Origin of the sequence: Micromonospora sp. NPDC005806, from assembly GCF_042871425.1 — a bacterium.
Lineage (GTDB): Bacteria > Actinomycetota > Actinomycetes > Mycobacteriales > Micromonosporaceae > Micromonospora.
The window spans coordinates 63324-77856 of sequence record NZ_JBIAIL010000026.1 but is presented as its reverse complement, the minus strand read 5'-3'; the positions used below and the strand labels follow the sequence as shown (position 1 = coordinate 77856).

16 protein-coding genes are annotated in these 14533 nt (G+C 73.5%); 4 read left to right on the top strand and 12 right to left on the bottom strand.

Annotated elements, in window-relative coordinates:
- Positions 1–16 precede the first annotated feature (16 nt).
- The 7 genes from era to ACFYOS_RS24380 all read right to left on the bottom strand — a co-directional run bounded on the left by era (position 17) and on the right by ACFYOS_RS24380 (position 6152).
- Positions 17–919, bottom strand: coding sequence for a GTPase Era (gene era, locus ACFYOS_RS24410; RefSeq protein WP_387145983.1), 903 nt, complete (start codon positions 917–919; stop codon positions 17–19).
- Positions 920–924: 5 nt separating this feature from the next.
- Positions 925–1311: a cytidine deaminase gene (locus ACFYOS_RS24405; RefSeq protein WP_387145885.1), complete on the bottom strand. Its 387-nt coding sequence runs from the start codon at positions 1309–1311 to the stop codon at positions 925–927.
- Positions 1304–2713 carry a hemolysin family protein gene (locus ACFYOS_RS24400; RefSeq protein ID WP_387145981.1) on the bottom strand — a complete coding sequence of 470 codons (1410 nt, stop codon included), beginning with the start codon at positions 2711–2713 and terminating at the stop codon, positions 1304–1306. The genes ACFYOS_RS24405 and ACFYOS_RS24400 overlap by 8 nt, the downstream gene beginning before the upstream one ends.
- Positions 2689–3162, bottom strand: coding sequence for an rRNA maturation RNase YbeY (gene ybeY / locus ACFYOS_RS24395; protein ID WP_387145882.1), 474 nt, complete (start codon positions 3160–3162; stop codon positions 2689–2691). The genes ACFYOS_RS24400 and ybeY overlap by 25 nt, the downstream gene beginning before the upstream one ends.
- Before the next feature lie 17 nt (positions 3163–3179).
- Positions 3180–4235, bottom strand: coding sequence for a PhoH family protein (locus tag ACFYOS_RS24390; RefSeq protein ID WP_387145879.1), 1056 nt, complete (start codon positions 4233–4235; stop codon positions 3180–3182).
- A 168-nt stretch (positions 4236–4403) separates the two neighbouring features.
- Positions 4404–5780, bottom strand: coding sequence for a serine hydrolase domain-containing protein (locus tag ACFYOS_RS24385; RefSeq protein ID WP_387145876.1), 1377 nt, complete (start codon positions 5778–5780; stop codon positions 4404–4406).
- A 21-nt stretch (positions 5781–5801) separates the two neighbouring features.
- A complete protein-coding gene (locus ACFYOS_RS24380) occupies positions 5802–6152 on the bottom strand; it encodes a histidine triad nucleotide-binding protein (protein ID WP_387145873.1) in 351 nt (116 codons plus the stop codon).
- Positions 6153–6198: 46 nt separating this feature from the next.
- Between ACFYOS_RS24380 and ACFYOS_RS24375 the strand changes: the two genes are divergently transcribed.
- Positions 6199–6960, top strand: a complete 762-nt coding sequence (locus ACFYOS_RS24375) for an SDR family NAD(P)-dependent oxidoreductase (RefSeq protein ID WP_387145870.1) — start codon at positions 6199–6201, stop codon at positions 6958–6960.
- Positions 6961–7081: 121 nt separating this feature from the next.
- Here the strand turns inward: ACFYOS_RS24375 and ACFYOS_RS24370 are convergent, their stop codons facing one another.
- The 3 genes from ACFYOS_RS24370 to hrcA all read right to left on the bottom strand — a co-directional run bounded on the left by ACFYOS_RS24370 (position 7082) and on the right by hrcA (position 10056).
- Complete coding sequence (locus tag ACFYOS_RS24370; protein WP_387145867.1) at positions 7082–7816, bottom strand: 16S rRNA (uracil(1498)-N(3))-methyltransferase; 735 nt, start codon at positions 7814–7816, stop codon at positions 7082–7084.
- Position 7817: 1 nt separating this feature from the next.
- The gene (dnaJ, locus tag ACFYOS_RS24365; RefSeq protein ID WP_387145864.1) at positions 7818–8960 is read right to left on the bottom strand and encodes a molecular chaperone DnaJ; all 1143 of its coding nucleotides are present in this window, start codon (positions 8958–8960) and stop codon (positions 7818–7820) included.
- 73 nt (positions 8961–9033) lie between these two features.
- Positions 9034–10056: a heat-inducible transcriptional repressor HrcA gene (gene hrcA / locus ACFYOS_RS24360; RefSeq protein ID WP_387145861.1), complete on the bottom strand. Its 1023-nt coding sequence runs from the start codon at positions 10054–10056 to the stop codon at positions 9034–9036.
- Between the two features lie 194 nt (positions 10057–10250).
- Here hrcA and ACFYOS_RS24355 point away from each other — a divergent pair, with 194 nt between their 5' ends.
- Positions 10251–10775 (top strand): DUF4870 domain-containing protein, encoded by a 525-nt coding sequence (locus tag ACFYOS_RS24355; RefSeq protein ID WP_387145858.1) that lies wholly within the window; start codon positions 10251–10253, stop codon positions 10773–10775.
- 38 nt (positions 10776–10813) lie between these two features.
- Here ACFYOS_RS24355 and hemW read toward each other — a convergent pair whose 3' ends face one another.
- The gene (hemW, locus tag ACFYOS_RS24350) at positions 10814–12037 is read right to left on the bottom strand and encodes a radical SAM family heme chaperone HemW (protein ID WP_387145855.1); all 1224 of its coding nucleotides are present in this window, start codon (positions 12035–12037) and stop codon (positions 10814–10816) included.
- 19 nt (positions 12038–12056) lie between these two features.
- Between hemW and ACFYOS_RS24345 the strand changes: the two genes are divergently transcribed.
- Together ACFYOS_RS24345 and ACFYOS_RS24340 are read left to right on the top strand one after the other, a co-directional pair.
- Positions 12057–12866, top strand: a complete 810-nt coding sequence (locus ACFYOS_RS24345; RefSeq protein WP_387145852.1) for an enoyl-CoA hydratase-related protein — start codon at positions 12057–12059, stop codon at positions 12864–12866.
- A gap of 177 nt (positions 12867–13043) precedes the next feature.
- Positions 13044–13841, top strand: coding sequence for a hypothetical protein (locus ACFYOS_RS24340; RefSeq protein WP_387145978.1), 798 nt, complete (start codon positions 13044–13046; stop codon positions 13839–13841).
- Between the two features lie 24 nt (positions 13842–13865).
- Here the strand turns inward: ACFYOS_RS24340 and ACFYOS_RS24335 are convergent, their stop codons facing one another.
- Positions 13866–14510 carry an MOSC domain-containing protein gene (locus ACFYOS_RS24335; RefSeq protein ID WP_387145848.1) on the bottom strand — a complete coding sequence of 215 codons (645 nt, stop codon included), beginning with the start codon at positions 14508–14510 and terminating at the stop codon, positions 13866–13868.
- Positions 14511–14533: the final 23 nt, after the last annotated feature.

Genomic DNA, 14533 nt, shown 5'->3' with positions numbered 1-14533 from the left:
CGGTGCGGACGTGCGGTCAGAAACCGAGTTTGCGCAGCTGCTTCGGGTCGCGCTGCCAGTCCTTGGCGACCCGGACGTGCAGGTCCAGATAGATCCGGGTGCCGAGCAGCTCCTCGATCTGGCGGCGGGCGTTGGTGCCGACCGCCTTGAGCCGGCTGCCCCGGTGACCGATCACGATCGCCTTCTGACTCGGCCGCTCGACGTACACGTCGGCGTAGATCTTGGTGAGGTTGCCGCCCTCCGGGATCATCTCCTCCACCACGACGGCGATGGAGTGCGGCAGCTCGTCCCGGACGCCCTCCAGAGCCGCCTCGCGGATCAGCTCGGCGACCAGCACCTGCTCGGGGTCGTCGGTGAGCATGTCGTCCGGGTAGAGCTGCGGCGACTCGGGCAGGTAGCCGGTCATCACGCCGGCCAGCGTGTCCACCTGGTGCCCGGAGACCGCGCTCACCGGCACCACGTCGGCGAAGTCGGCCAGCTCGCTCACCGCGAGGAGCTGCTCGGCCAGCCGCTTCTTGTCCACCAGGTCGGTCTTGGTGACCACGGCCAGCACGGTCGCCTTGAGGCTGGCCAGCTCGCCGGTGATGAACCGGTCGCCCCGACCGATCGGCTCGTTCGCCGGGATGCAGAGGCCGATCACGTCGACCTCGCTCCAGGTCTCCCGCACCAGGTCGTTCAGCCGCTCGCCGAGCAGCGTCCGGGGCCGGTGCAGACCCGGGGTATCGACCAGGACGAGCTGCGAGTCCGGCCGGTGCAGCACCGCCCGGATGACGTGCCGGGTCGTCTGCGGCTTGTTCGAGGTGATCGCGATCTTGGTGCCGACGATCGCGTTGGTCAGCGTCGACTTGCCGGCGTTCGGCCGCCCGACAAAACAGGCGAAACCGGCCCGGTACGGGCGCGGCTCCTCCGGGTCCCGCAGCCCGGTCACTCGATCACCGTACCGAGGACGGTGCCGTCCGGCGCGGCCACGTGGATCGGCGCGTCGGCGGCGAGGTCCCGCACGGCGGCATGCCCCGCGCCGTCCAGCGTCGAGGCCTCGGTCACCACCACCGCGGCCTCCAGCCGGGCGGCGCCGGCGGCGACCGCCGAGGCGACCGCGAGCTGGAGCGCGGTCAGCGTCAGCGACGGCAGCGCCACGCTGGCCGCCGCGTACGTCCGGCCGTCCTGGTCACGGACCGCCGCGCCCTCCACGGCGCCGACCCGGCCACGCGCGCCCCGGGCCAGGACGACCAGCTTGCCGTCCTCGGCGCTCAGCTTGGCCGGGTCGGACGGGGTGGGCCGGGCGGCCGGCACGGCGGAAGACTCAGGCATCGGCGGGTTGCCTCTCCTCGGAACGGTTGTGGTTGCCGCGGGACTCGGCGGACTCGCCGCGCCCCGCGCTGTCGGGTGCGTCGGTCGGCTCGACCCGGCTCACCAGCACGGTGTCGATCCGGTTGCGCCGACCCGTGGTGCCCTCGGCGATCAGCCGGAGCCCGGCCACCTCGGCCTCGGCACCGGGAATCGGCACCCGGCCCAGCGACTGGGCGAGCAGGCCGCCGACCGTCTCCACCTCGTCGGTGGGCAGCTCGGTGTCGAACAGCTCGCCCAGATTCTCCACGGGCAGCCGCGCGGCCACCCGCACGGACCCGTCCTCCAGGCGCTCGACCGGCGGGCGCTCGACATCGTACTCGTCGGTGATCTCGCCGACGATCTCCTCCAGGATGTCCTCGATGGTGACCAGGCCGCCGGTGCCGCCGTACTCGTCGACCACGATGACCAGGTGGTTGCGGGCCGCCTGCATCTCGGAGAGCAGGTCGTCGACCGGCTTCGACTCCGGCACGAAGGTCGCCGGGCGCATCAGCTCCGACACCGGGAGCTGGGCGGTGCGCGGGTCACCGCCCTGGGTGCGCCGGATCAGGTCCTTGAGGTAGAGCACCCCGAGCACGTCGTCCACGCTCTCGCCGATCACCGGGATGCGGGAGAAGCCGGAGCGCAGGAAGAGCACCAGCGCCTGGCTGAGCGTCTTGCGCTCCTCGATCCACACCATCTCGGTACGCGGCACCATCACCTCGCGGGCGATGGTGTCGCCGAGGGCGAAGACCGAGTGGATCATCTGGCGTTCGCCGTGCTCCACCACGCCGCGCTGCTCCGCCAGGTCGAGCACCTCGCGCAGCTCCACCTGGCTGGCGAACGGCCCCTCCCGGAAGCCCTTGCCCGGAGTGACCGCGTTGCCGATCAGGATCAGCAGCGAGGCCAGTGGGTTGAGCGCCCGGCCCAGCCAACGCACCAGCGGGGCGACCGTCCGCCCCACCGCGTACGCGTGCTGCCGGCCGATGGTGCGCGGCGCCACGCCGACCACCACGAAGCTCACCACGGTCATCGCCCCGGCGGTGACCAGGGCGGCCCGCCAGCCGGCACCGAAGCTGTCCACCGCCACCAGCGCGACCAGCGTGGTTGCGGTCAGCTCGGCCAGCAACCGGACCAGGAGCAGCAGGTTGAGGTGGCGGACCACGTCACCGGCGACCGTCTGGAGGGTACGCGCGCCGCGGGCCCCGTCGCGGGCCAGCTCGGCGGCCCGGGCCGGGGAGACGGCGGCCAGCGCCGCCTCGGTCATCGCGATCAGGCCGGCGAGCACCACCAGCCCCGCCGCGAAGACGATGAGCTGGACATCGGGCAGGCCAGCGGGAACGCCGGCCGCCATGGTTGTCATCACTTCGACCGGGTCGACCGCCAGCTGGCCAGCAGTCGGGCCTGGAGACCGAACATCTCCCGCTCCTCCTCCGGCTCGGCGTGGTCGTAGCCGAGCAGGTGCAGCACACCGTGCACGGTGAGCAGGTGCAGTTCGTCGGCGGGCGAGTGGCCGGCGGTGGCCGCCTGCTTGGCCGCCACCTCCGGGCAGAGCACGATGTCGCCGAGCAGGGCGGGTTCACCGCCGGCCGGGCTGCTCTCCCCCGGGCCGTGGTCGACGCTGCCCTCGTCCATGGGGAAGGCGAGCACGTCGGTGGGGCCGTCGCCGCCCATCCAGCGATGGTTCAGCTCGGACATGTAGTCGATGTCGACCAGCAGGATGGAGAGCTCGGCGAGGGGGTTTACCCCCATCTCGTCGAGGGCGTGCCGGGCGACGGCGAGCACGGCGTCGGTGTCGACCTCGACACCCGACTCGTTGGCGATCTCGATGGACAACTGTCTTCCTCTGCTGGTTAGCGGCGCCGGCCGGCCCGGCCGCCCTGGGCGGTGCGCCCGGGCACGGCGTGCACGCTCTGCGCCTGCTGGTTCTCCCGCTCGTCCCAGCGGGCGTACGCGTCGACGATCTCGCCCACCAGCTTGTGGCGGACCACGTCGGAGCTGGAGAGCTGGGCGAAGTGCACGTCCTCGACGTTGCTCAGGATCTCCCGGACCACCCGCAGGCCGCTGGTCGTCCCGCCGGGAAGGTCCACCTGGGTGACGTCACCGGTGACCACGATCTTGGAACCGAAGCCGAGCCGGGTGAGGAACATCTTCATCTGCTCGGGCGTGGTGTTCTGCGCCTCGTCCAGGATGATGAACGCGTCGTTCAGCGTCCGACCCCGCATGTAGGCCAGCGGCGCCACCTCGATGGTGCCGGCGGCCATCAGCTTCGGGATGGACTCCGGGTCGAGCATGTCGTGCAGCGCGTCGTACAGCGGCCGCAGGTAGGGGTCGATCTTCTCGTTCAGGGTGCCGGGCAGGAAGCCCAGTCGCTCCCCCGCCTCGACCGCCGGCCGGGTGAGGATGATCCGGTTGACCTGCTTGGCCTGGAGCGCCTGGACGGCTTTCGCCATGGCCAGGTAGGTCTTGCCGGTGCCGGCGGGACCGATGCCGAACACGATGGTGTGCGCGTCGATCGCGTCGACGTAGCGCTTCTGCCCGAGCGTCTTGGGACGAATGGTGCGGCCGCGCCGGGAGAGGATGTTGAGCGTCAGGACCTCGGCGGGCCGCTCGGTGCTGCCCTGCTCGAGCATGCCGACGGTACGCCGTACGGCGTCGGTGGTCAGGGTCTCGCCTTTCTCGATGAGTTCGAGCAGCTCGCTGAAGAGGCGCTCGGCGAGGGCGTTGTCCGCGGGCGCGCCGGTGATGGTGATCTCGTTGCCACGCACGTGGACGTCACTGTTGACCGAGCGTTCGACGAGTCGAAGGATCTCGTCGCCCGCGCCGAGCAGGTTCACCATGATCTTCTGCTCGGGGACCGTGATCCTGGTCTGCACCCGGGGCGGGCCGGGAGGTGGGGTGCCGGTCATAGGTCGGGCCCGTCGGGCCCTGCGCCACCTGCTCTCGATCTCGGCGCCGGGCCCTGCTGGCGCGGCGTGCGGACGTTACACCCATCGTATCGGGTCAACACCGTACGCACCGCGCCCATTTCCGCCGGGCGCAGCCCGGCGAACAGACCTGTTGTCGCTGCCAGGAGATCAATTGCCGGCGCGGAAGTCGTACCCCTCGAAGGTCTCCTGGTGCCGGGTGAAGCGGTACGTGGCCCAGTGCATCCGGACCACCGCGCCGTGCTCGTCGCGGGTCAGCCGGAGCAGCTCGCCCACCTCCCGGCCGGAGACGGTGCGGAACACATCCGGGCGGTCCGGCAGCGGCGCGAACACGGCGGGCGGCCGGCCGGCCGGGTCGTCCGCGCCCCGGGCCCGCAGCGTCCCCTCGTGCCAGGAGAAGACGTACTCGAAGCCCTCGCCCCACCAGCGGCCCAGCATCCCGCGCAGGTGCTCCGGGGCCGGCGGGCCGGGGCGCCACGGCTCGATGTCGGCCGGGTCGTGCTCGGCAGCGGCGGCGAGCAGCTGGTGCGGCAGGTCGAACACCGCCACGCCGGTGCCGGAGGAGCCGAGCACCGCGCAGCCCATCGCGCCGGCGGTGCCGTCGCCACCACGCCGGCCGTAGACGGCGGCCAGGAAACCGGGCATGGCCCCGTCGTGCCCCACGTGCATCACCCGCCCCGGCTGTGGCACCAGGATCAGGCCGAGCCCGAAGCCGCCCGCCCAGAGCGTCTCGTCGGTGGTGGTGAGCGGCCAGCGCATCTCGTCCAGGGTGCTCGGGGCGAGCACCGCGCCGGCCGGGTCGAGCGCGGCCGGGTCGGCCAGGAAGGCCGCCCAGCGGGCCATGTCCGGGGCGGTGCTCCAGAGCTGCGCCGCCGGGGCCACCGCGCCGAAGTCGGTCGGCGGTTCCGGGTGCGCCTCGTCGGAGTACGCGTCGACCAGGAACCCGGTCGCCGCCCGCTCCCCCGGCGTCGGGCCGGTGCCGGTCAACCCGAGCGGCACCAGCACCCGCTCCGCCAGCACCTCCGCCCAGGTGCCGCCGCGCAGCCGGGCGACCAGCTCGCCGAGGAGCGCCATTCCGAGGTTGGAGTAGTGGTAGCGCCGCCCGGTCGGCAGCACCCGCTCCACCTGGGCCAGGTCGGCGACGAGCTGGGCCACGTCGGGCGCACGCAGGCTGTCCCAGACGTCGCCGTGCGGCTCGCGTTGCAGGCCCGCGGTGTGCGACAGCAGCCGGCGTACGGTCAGCTCGCCGTGCGCCGGCAGGTCGAGGTGCCGCCCGATCGGGTCGTCCAGGTCGAGCAGCCCCTCGTCGCGGCACTGCATGACCAGCACCGAGGTGAAGGTCTTGGTGACCGAGCCGATCCGGAACACCGTCTCCGGGCCGAGCGGGGTGTCGTTGCCGGTCCCGCCGGCCGCGCAGGTCCAGAGCGGCCGGTCGGCCCGGTGCAGGGCGACCGAGACCGCCGGGATCCGACCGTGCGCCTGGGCCTGCCGCACCATCCGGCCGAGCCGGTCATGCACCGTGATCATGAGAGCAGTCTAGGGAGTGCCTCAGCGGCAGAGCATCGGGCCGAGCGGGGCGCCGCCGAGCAGGTGGGCGTGCACGTGGAAGACCTCCTGGCCGCCCCACGGGCCGGTGTTGAACATCAGCCGGAAGCCGTCGGTGGTCAGCCCCTCCTCCTCGGCCACCACGGCGGCGGTGGCCAGCAACTCACCGGCCAGCCCCGGGTCGCCCTCGGCCAGGGTCACCACGTCCGCGTAGTGCTCCTTGGGGATCACCAGCACATGGGTGGGGGCCTTGGGGTCGATGTCGCGGAACGCGAGGGTGGTGGCGGTCTCCCGCACGATGGTGGCCGGGATCTCCCCGGCGACGATCCGGCAGAACAGGCAGTCGGTTCCCATCGGGGCATGGTAAGTCGTCCCGATCCGCTGGGGCATGATGTGCCGCGTGACTTCTCGGGCGGTACTGGTGACGGGGGCCTCGCGCGGCATCGGGCGCGCGATCGCCCAGGCGTTCGCGGCGGGCGGGGACCGGGTGGCGATCCACCACCGGGACTCGGCGGCGCTGGCCGAGGCGCTGCGTGCGGAGTTGCCCGGCGACGGGCACGTGGTGGTCCGCGCCGACCTGGCCGACCCGGACGCGGTGCGGGCCATGGTCGACCAGGCGGCCGACCGGCTCTGCGGCCTCGACGTGCTGGTCAACAACGCCGGCGTCTACGGCCCGCGGGACCTGCCGCACCCGGTCTTCGGCAACACGTACCTGCAGTGGCAGGAGCAGTGGCGGCTGGTCATGGAGACCAACCTGACCGGCGCCGCCAACGTCACCTGGTGTGCCGCCCAGCACATGCGCGAGCGGGGCGGCCGGGTCGTCAACGTGTCGTCCCGGGGCGCCTTCCGGGGCGAGCCGGAGCAGCCGGCGTACGGGGCGAGCAAGGCGGGGCTGAATGCGCTCGGTCAGTCGCTGGCCCTGGCTCTGGCCCCGTACGGCATCGCGGTGGCGACCGTGGCGCCCGGGTTCGTGGCGACCGACATGACCACCACCCACCTCAGCGGCGAGCGGGGCGACGCCATCCGGGCCCAGTCCCCGTTCAACCGGGTGGCCCGTGCCGAGGAGATCGCCGCCGCCGTCCACTGGCTGGCCAGCCCCGAGGCGGAATGGGCCTCCGGCACCATCCTCGACCTCAACGGCGCCTCGTACCTGCGCACCTGACGCCCACCCCGGCGATCATGGACTTGCGGCACCCGCTTCGACCGTTATCTGGCCTTTGTTAGGTGCCACGACCCCATGATCGACGCGGGGAAGGGGCGCGGGGTGGCGGACGCGGGCGGGGCTACCAGCGGGCGAGGCGGGTGGCCAGTACGCTCAGCGCGGCCACGCCGGCCGTCGAGGTGCGCAGCACGGACGGGCCGAGGCGCACGGTACGGGCGCCGGCCTCCTGGAAGGCGCTCAGCTCGGCGGGGGCGATGCCGCCCTCCGGGCCCACCACCAGCACGATCTCACCGGTCTCCGGCAGTTCGGCGGTGGCCAGCCGGTCGCCGGCCTCCTCGTGCAGCACGAACGCGGCGGCCGCGCCGGCGATCCGCCGGGCGACCGTGGTCGTCGACTCGTCCGGGGTCCCGGCGACCACCGGAAGCCAACCGCGACGGGCCTGCTTGGCCGCCTCGCGGGCGGTGGCCGCCCACTTCTCCCGGGCCCGTACGCCCCGGTCACCGCGCCACTGCGGCACCGAGCGGGACGCCGCCCAGGGGACGATCTCGTCCACCCCGACCTCGGTCATCGCCTGCACAGCCAGCTCACCCCGGTCACCCTTGGCGATGCCCTGCACCACCACCAGCCGGGGGACCGACGCGTCGACGTACCCCCGGGAGGTGACCGACAGGTCGAGGGTGCCCCTGCCGACGGCGGTGACCACGGCGGTGGCGGTGCCACCCCGGCCGTCGGCGAGCAGCAACTCCTCGCCGACGCGCAGCCGCTGCACGGTCGCCGCGTGGTGCCCCTCCGGGCCGTCGAGCGTCAGCGTGTCGCCGGTGGGCAGCGCGTCCACCAGGAACAGCGGCGCGGACACCTCAGGCGTGCCCGTTGAAGGCGTCGCGCATCCGGGAGAAGAAGCCGCCCTGCTTGGTCAGCTCGGCGACCTCCTCGCCCCGCGTCTTGGCGAACTCGCGCAGCATCCGCTCCTGCTCGGCGTCGAGCTTGGTCGGGGTACGCACGTCCAGGTGGACGTAGAGGTCACCCCGACCGGTGCCGCGCAGGTGCGGTACGCCCCTGGCGCGCAGCCGCAACGTGCTGCCGGGCTGGGTGCCGGCCTTGACGTCGACCGTCTCCTCGCTGTCCAGCGTCTTGATGGTGAGCCGGGTGCCCAGCGCGGCGGCGGTCATCGGCACGGTGACCCGGCAGTGCAGATCGTCGCCCTTGCGGGAGTAGACGTCGTGCGGCCGCTCGTGGATCTCCACGTAGAGGTCGCCGGCGGTGCCCCCGCCCGGGCCGACCTCGCCCTGCTGGGCCAGCCGGATCCGCATGCCGTCCTCGACCCCGGCCGGGATCTTGACGGTGAGCGAGCGGCGGGTCCGCACCCGGCCGTCGCCGGCGCAGGTCGGGCAGGGGTGCGGGATGGTGGTCCCGTAGCCCTGGCAGACCGTGCACGGCCGGGCGGAGACCACCTGGCCGAGGAAGGTCCGCTGCACCGACTGCACCTCGCCCCGGCCGCCGCACGCCTCACAGGTGGCCAGGTGGGTGCCGGCCGCAGTGCCCGCGCCGGAGCAGGTGGTGCAGAGCACCGCCGTGTCGACGGTGATCGGGGCCTCGACGCCGAACGCGGTCTCGTTGAGGTCCAGTTCCAGCCGCAGGATAGCGTCGGCGCCCGGCCGGGTACGCGGCCGTGGCCCGCGCGCGCCGCCGGCCGCGCCGCCGAAGAACGCGTCCATGATGTCCTGGAAGCCGACGAACGGACCGGCGCCGCCCGGACCGCCCGGGCCGGCACCGCCGCCGCCCGGCGCGAGCGGGTCGCCGCCCAGGTCGACGATCTGCCGTTTCCGGTCGTCCGAGAGGACCTCGTACGCGGCGTTGATGTCCTTGAACTTCTCCTGTGCCTCCGGATCCGGATTCACGTCCGGGTGGAACTGCCGCGCCAGCTTGCGGTAGGCGCGCTTGATCTCGTCGTCGGAGGCGTCCCGGCTGACGCCGAGAATGCCGTAGTAGTCCCTGGCCACTGCGTTCGGTGTCCTCGTGTTTCGTCTCGCGTCGCGCCGCGTCGGCCACAGGTCGGCCGTCGGCCCTGACTGGTCAGTTCTGGGCCAGCAGTTCGCCCACGTAGCGTGCCACGGCCCGCACCGTGGCGATGGTGCCGGGGTAGTCCATCCGCGTCGGCCCGAGCACGCCGAGCCCGCCGACGATGGTGCTGCCCGGGCCGTACCCGGTGCTGACCACCGAGGCGGCGCGCAGGTTGTCGATCTCGTTCTCGTCGCCGATCAGCACCCGGGTGGTGCTCGGCTCGGCCTCGCCGATGAGCTTGAGCAGCACGACCTCCTCCTCGAGCGCCTCGAGGATCGGGCGCAGCGAGCCCTGGAAGTCGAGCAGGCCGCCCCGGGTCAGGTTGGCCGTGCCGGCCAGCGCGATGCGCTCCTCGTGCCGCTCGACCAGCGTCTCCAGCAGCACGCTGGAGAGCGTGGCCATGGCCGGCCGGAGCTGCGCCGAGGACTCGTCGACCAGCGCCTGCACCAGCGGCGGGGTGTCCGACAGCCGGCTGCCGACCAGCTTCTCGTTGACCAACCGGCGCAGGTCGGTGACGTCGTCGGCGGGGGTCGGCGCGGGCAACTCGACCAGCCGCTGCTCGACCCGGCCGGTGTCGGCGATCATGACCACCATCAGGCGGGTGGTGGAGATCGGCACCAGCTCCAGATGGCGCACCCGCGACCGGGCCAGGCTCGGGTACTGCACCACGGCGACCTGGCGGGTGAGCTGGGCCAGCAGCCGGACCGTGCGGTGCACGACATCGTCCAGGTCGACCGCGCCGACCAGGAAGCGCTCGATGGCCCGGCGTTCGGCGGGGCTGAGCGGCTTGACCCGGGAGAGCCGGTCGACGAAGAGGCGGTAGCCGCGGTCGGTGGGCACCCGGCCGGCGCTGGTGTGCGGCTGCCGGATGTAGCCTTCCTCCTCCAGCACCGCCATGTCGTTGCGGACGGTCGCCGGGGAGACGCCCAACTGGTGGCGCTCGACCAGCGCCTTGCTGCCCACCGGCTCCTGCGTGGCGACGTAGTCCTCGACGATCGCGCGCAGCACGGCGAGCTTGCGGTCGTCGAGACCCATCTCCCCCACCTCCTGACGCCGTCTGGCACTCGACTGTAACGAGTGCCAGTCTACGTCGGCGTACCCGCCGACGCGATGATCAGGGACGGACCTCCGGTGCGGCCGGCCGCAGAAGCCCGCCAGTGCCGATCGCCGGACATGGCGGGCGATCTCGCTCTAGCGCACCCTTGCCCGGGAGACCTACCGTGACCTCCATGACAGAACCTCCTCGCCCTCCCGGAGCCGGGGACCCCGGCGACAACCCGCCGCCCTCCGGCGGCCAGCCGCCGTCGGGTGGCTACCCACCCCCCGGTGGCAACCCCCCGCCGGGCGGCTACCCCCCGCCGGGTGTCGGCTATCCGACCGGTGGCGCGTACGGTCCCCCCGCCGGCTACGCGAACAACGACGACAAGACCTGGGCCCTGGTCGCGCACTTCGGCGGCGCGGCCGGGATGTTGATCGGTGGCGGCGTGCTGGGCTGGGTGGCCCCGCTCGTCGCGCTGCTGGCCCGGGGAAACCAGTCGCCGACCGTCCGCGCACACGCGATCGCCGCGCTGAACTTCCAGCTCATCTGGTCGATCATCGCGCTGGTCGGCTGGATCCTCACCTGCATCCTGATCGGCATCGTGATCGGCTTCGGCGCGATGATCGTCGGCATCATCTTCGGCGTCCTCGCCGGGGTCAAGGCCAACGAGGGGCAGCTCTACCGCTACCCGATGTCAGCCAGCCTGATCAAATGACCCCTCACCCGGCCGGCCCACGGGCCGGCCGGGTCGGGTCAGGGCAGCAGGTCGCGGACCACCGCGTCGGCCAGCAGCCGGCCGCGCAGGGTGAGCACCGCCCGGCCGGCCGCGTACCCGTCGGGGTCCAGCAGGCCGTCGGCCAGGGCGCGGTCGGCGGCCGCCCGCCCCGCGTCGTCCAGCACCGCCAGGGGCAGGCCGGCGGCGAGCCGCAGCCGCAGCATCACGTCCTCCATGTGCGCCTCGTCGGGGGTGAGCACCTCCCGGGCCAGGCCGGGGGACTCCCCCGCCGCCAGGCGCTGGGCGTACGTGGTGGGGTGCTTGACGTTCCACCAGCGCACCCCGCCGACATGGCTGTGCGCCCCCGGACCGAGGCCCCACCAGTCGGCGCCGGTCCAGTAGAGCAGGTTGTGCCGGCACCGGGCCGCCTCGGAGCGGGCCCAGTTGGAGACCTCGTACCAGGAGAGGCCGGCCGCGTCGAGCGCCGCCTCCGCGGCCAGGTAGCGGTCCGCCGCCACGTCGTCGCTCGGGTACGGCAGCTCGCCGCGCCGCATCCGCGCGGCCAGCCGGGTGCCGTCCTCCACGATCAGGGCGTACGCGCTGACGTGGTCCACGCCCGCCGCGACCACCTGGTCCAGCGAGGCGGCGAAGTCCGCCGCGCTCTCCCCCGGCGTGCCGTAGATCAGGTCCAGGTTCACGTGGTCGAACCCGGCGTCCCGCGCCTCCAGTGCGGCGGCGGTGGCCCGTCCGGCGCTGTGCTGCCGGTCCAGGATCGCCAGCACCCCGGGGGCGGCGGACTGCATGCCCAGCGAGATCCGGGTGTAGCCGGCCGCCCGCAGCGCCTTCAGCGACTCACGCGTGACCGACTCCGGGTTGGCCTCGGTGGTCACCTCGACGTCGGCCGCCAGCCCCCAGGTGCGGTCGATCCCGTCGAGGATCCGGGCCAGGTCGTCGGCGGGGAGCAGGGTGGGGGTGCCGCCGCCGACGAAGACCGTGTCCACCCGCGGCGGCGGGGTGTCCCCGAGCACCCGGCCGGCGAGGGCCAGCTCGGCCAGCACGCTGTCCGCGTACGACTCGCGGCCGGCCCCACCGCCCAGCTCGGCGGCGGTGTACGTGTTGAAGTCGCAGTAGCCGCAGCGACTGGCGCAGAACGGGACGTGCACGTACACCCCGAAGCCGCGCGCGCCGACGGAGCGAAGGGCGGCAGCGGGCAGCGACCCGTCGCGCGGGACGGATTCGCCTTCTGGAAGAGCGCCGGGCATGGCCACTAGTGTGCCCGGCATGACCTCTCCGGACGCTCTCGTGCGGGTCGCCACGGCCCGTGGGGTGACCACCCTCACCCTGGACAGCCCGCACAACCGCAACGCGCTCTCCACCCCGCTGATGACCGAGCTGCTGGCCGGGCTGGCCGCCGCGGTCGCCGACGACGCCGTCCGGGCGGTCGTGCTGGACCACACCGGGCCGGTCTTCTGCTCCGGGGCGGACCTGAAGGAGACCGCCGCCGCGTACGCCAGCGGGACGGTGCCCGCCGGGATGCTCGGCGACGTGCTGGTCGCGGTCCGGGAGTGCCCGAAGCCGGTGCTGGCGAAGGTGGCCGGGCCGGCGCGGGCCGGCGGCCTGGGCCTGATCGCCGCGGCCGACCTCGCGGTCTGCGCGGAGGAGGCGACGTTCGCCTTCACCGAGGTCCGGATCGGGGTGATCCCGGCGGTGATCTCGGCGACCGTGCTGCCCCGGCTGCAGCCGCGCGCCGCCGCCGAGCTGTACCTGACCGGCGACACCTTCGACGGCCGGCGGGCCGCCGAGATCGGCCTGGTCACCGCCGCCGTGCCGGCGGACGGGCTGGACGCCGCGGTGCGGCGCTACTGCGCCTCGCTGGTCAAGGGCGCCCCGCGGGCCCTGGCCGGCACCAAGGAACTGCTGCGCCGGCCGGCCGCCACCGACCTGCGCGCGGAGATCGCCGAGTTGGCCGCGCTCTCCACCGGGTACTTCCTCTCCGACGAGGGCCGGGAGGGCGTGCTCGCGTTCCGCGAGAAGAGATTGGCACGATGGGTGGCCGCTCTGGACGGTGGTGCGGCAGAGCACGCCGACTAGACCTGACCCCGCGCGGTGGCGGGGTGGTGACGCAGCGGGAGGCAACCGGTCGGCCGACCCGTGTCGCGCGCCGTGGGACGTACGCTGGTCGGACTGTCGGGACAGGGGGTGCGGGTGCGAACTCGAGCGGCAATCGTGGCAGCCGGTGTGGTGGTGGCGGTGGTCGCCCTGCTCGGCGTGTGGTTCGTCGCGAAGCAGTTCGGGCACCGCCTCCAGCTCCCCATGGCCAGCCGTACCTGCACCGTGCAGGCCGACGGTGAGGTCGTGCTCAGCGCCGACCAGATGGCCAACGCGGCCACCATCGCGGCGATCGGCGCGCAGCGGCAGATGCCGGAGCGGGCGGTGGTGGTGGCGCTGGCGACCGCGTACCAGGAGTCGCACCTGCGCAACATCGCGCACGGCGACCGGGACTCGCTGGGGCTGTTCCAGCAGCGCCCGAGCCAGGGGTGGGGCACCCCGCAGCAGATCCGCGACCCGCGCTACGCGGCGAACAAGTTCTACGCCGCGCTGAAGAAGGTCAAGGGCTGGGAGAAGCTGCGGGTCACCGAGGCCGCCCAGCGGGTGCAGCGGTCGGCCTACCCCGAGGCGTACCAGAAGTGGGCGGACGAGTCGGCGGTCCTCACCCGCGCGCTGCTCGGCAATGCGACCGGCGCGGTGGCCTGCACGGTCGGGCCGAACCCGACGATGCGCGGCCCGGCCGCGGCGGCGGCGCTGGCGGAGAACCTCGCCCTGGACTGGGGCCTGCCCGGGCTCACCGCGCCGATCGACCTGACCGACTTCGCCGTCCCGGCGACCGACAGCCGCAACGGCTGGCGGTACGCCCACTGGCTGGTCTCGCACGCCGACGACCACGGCGTGAAGCGGGTCCGCTTCGGCGGCCTGGAGTGGACCGCCGAGCACGGCACCTGGGCCAAGGTCCGCGACGAGGGCGCTGCCTCGACCCAGGTGCTCGCCGAGGTCTTCGCCGCGACCTGACCCGCGACCGGGTCCCCGCGCCAGTCAGGCGGCGGTGACGCCGAGGCGGCGGCGGACCTTCTTCCGGACCGGCTCGGGCAGCCCCGGCACGTCGAGCAGCGCGGGCAGCAGCTCGGGCTCCAGCGTGGTGGCCCGGAACACCTGGCCGATGGTCACCCCGTGCGCGGGGCGCTCCACCACCTCGACCGGGTCGCCCGCGCCGACCTCGCCCTCCCGCAGCACCCGCAGGTACGCCCCGGGCGCGGCCCGCACGGTGAACCGCTTGATCAGGTCGGGCACACCCCAGAATCCGGCGAAGGTGGCGCACGGGGTGCGCGGCTTGGTCACCTCCAGCAGGGTGGAGCCGACGGCCCACCGCTCGCCGATCACCGCGCCGGTCACGTCCACCGCGTACGTGGTGAGGTTCTCGCCGAAGGCACCCGGTCGCAGCGCCCGGCCCAGCTCGGCCGCCCACCAGCCGGCGTCCTCCTCGGAATACGCGTAGACGGCCTGGTCGGGGCCGCCGTGGTGGGCCCGCTCGCCGATGAAGTCGCCGGCCACCCCGGCGAACCGGATCGACACCGGGCCGTCGGCCGGCCGCTTGTCGATCCCGCTGCGGCCGCTCGGATCGCCAGCCCACTCCGCGTCGGTCACCACGCCGAGATTCACCGCCGCCAGCCTGCCCGTCATGGCCGTGAGCCTAACCGTGGCCC

Excerpts from the sequence above, each read along its gene's own strand:
- ACFYOS_RS24335 (WP_387145848.1), bottom strand. The coding sequence starts at position 14,510 with ATGACGGGCAGGCTGGCGGCGGTGAATCTCGGCGTGGTGACCGACGCG.
- ACFYOS_RS24385 (WP_387145876.1), bottom strand. The coding sequence starts at position 5,780 with ATGATCACGGTGCATGACCGGCTCGGCCGGATGGTGCGGCAGGCCCAG.
- ACFYOS_RS24390 (WP_387145879.1), bottom strand. The coding sequence starts at position 4,235 with ATGACCGGCACCCCACCTCCCGGCCCGCCCCGGGTGCAGACCAGGATC.
- ACFYOS_RS24380 (WP_387145873.1), bottom strand. The coding sequence starts at position 6,152 with ATGGGAACCGACTGCCTGTTCTGCCGGATCGTCGCCGGGGAGATCCCG.
- ACFYOS_RS24355 (WP_387145858.1), top strand. The coding sequence starts at position 10,251 with ATGACAGAACCTCCTCGCCCTCCCGGAGCCGGGGACCCCGGCGACAAC.
- ACFYOS_RS24345 (WP_387145852.1), top strand. The coding sequence starts at position 12,057 with ATGACCTCTCCGGACGCTCTCGTGCGGGTCGCCACGGCCCGTGGGGTG.
- hrcA (WP_387145861.1), bottom strand. The coding sequence starts at position 10,056 with ATGGGTCTCGACGACCGCAAGCTCGCCGTGCTGCGCGCGATCGTCGAG.
- ACFYOS_RS24405 (WP_387145885.1), bottom strand. The coding sequence starts at position 1,311 with ATGCCTGAGTCTTCCGCCGTGCCGGCCGCCCGGCCCACCCCGTCCGAC.
- hemW (WP_387145855.1), bottom strand. The coding sequence starts at position 12,037 with ATGCCCGGCGCTCTTCCAGAAGGCGAATCCGTCCCGCGCGACGGGTCG.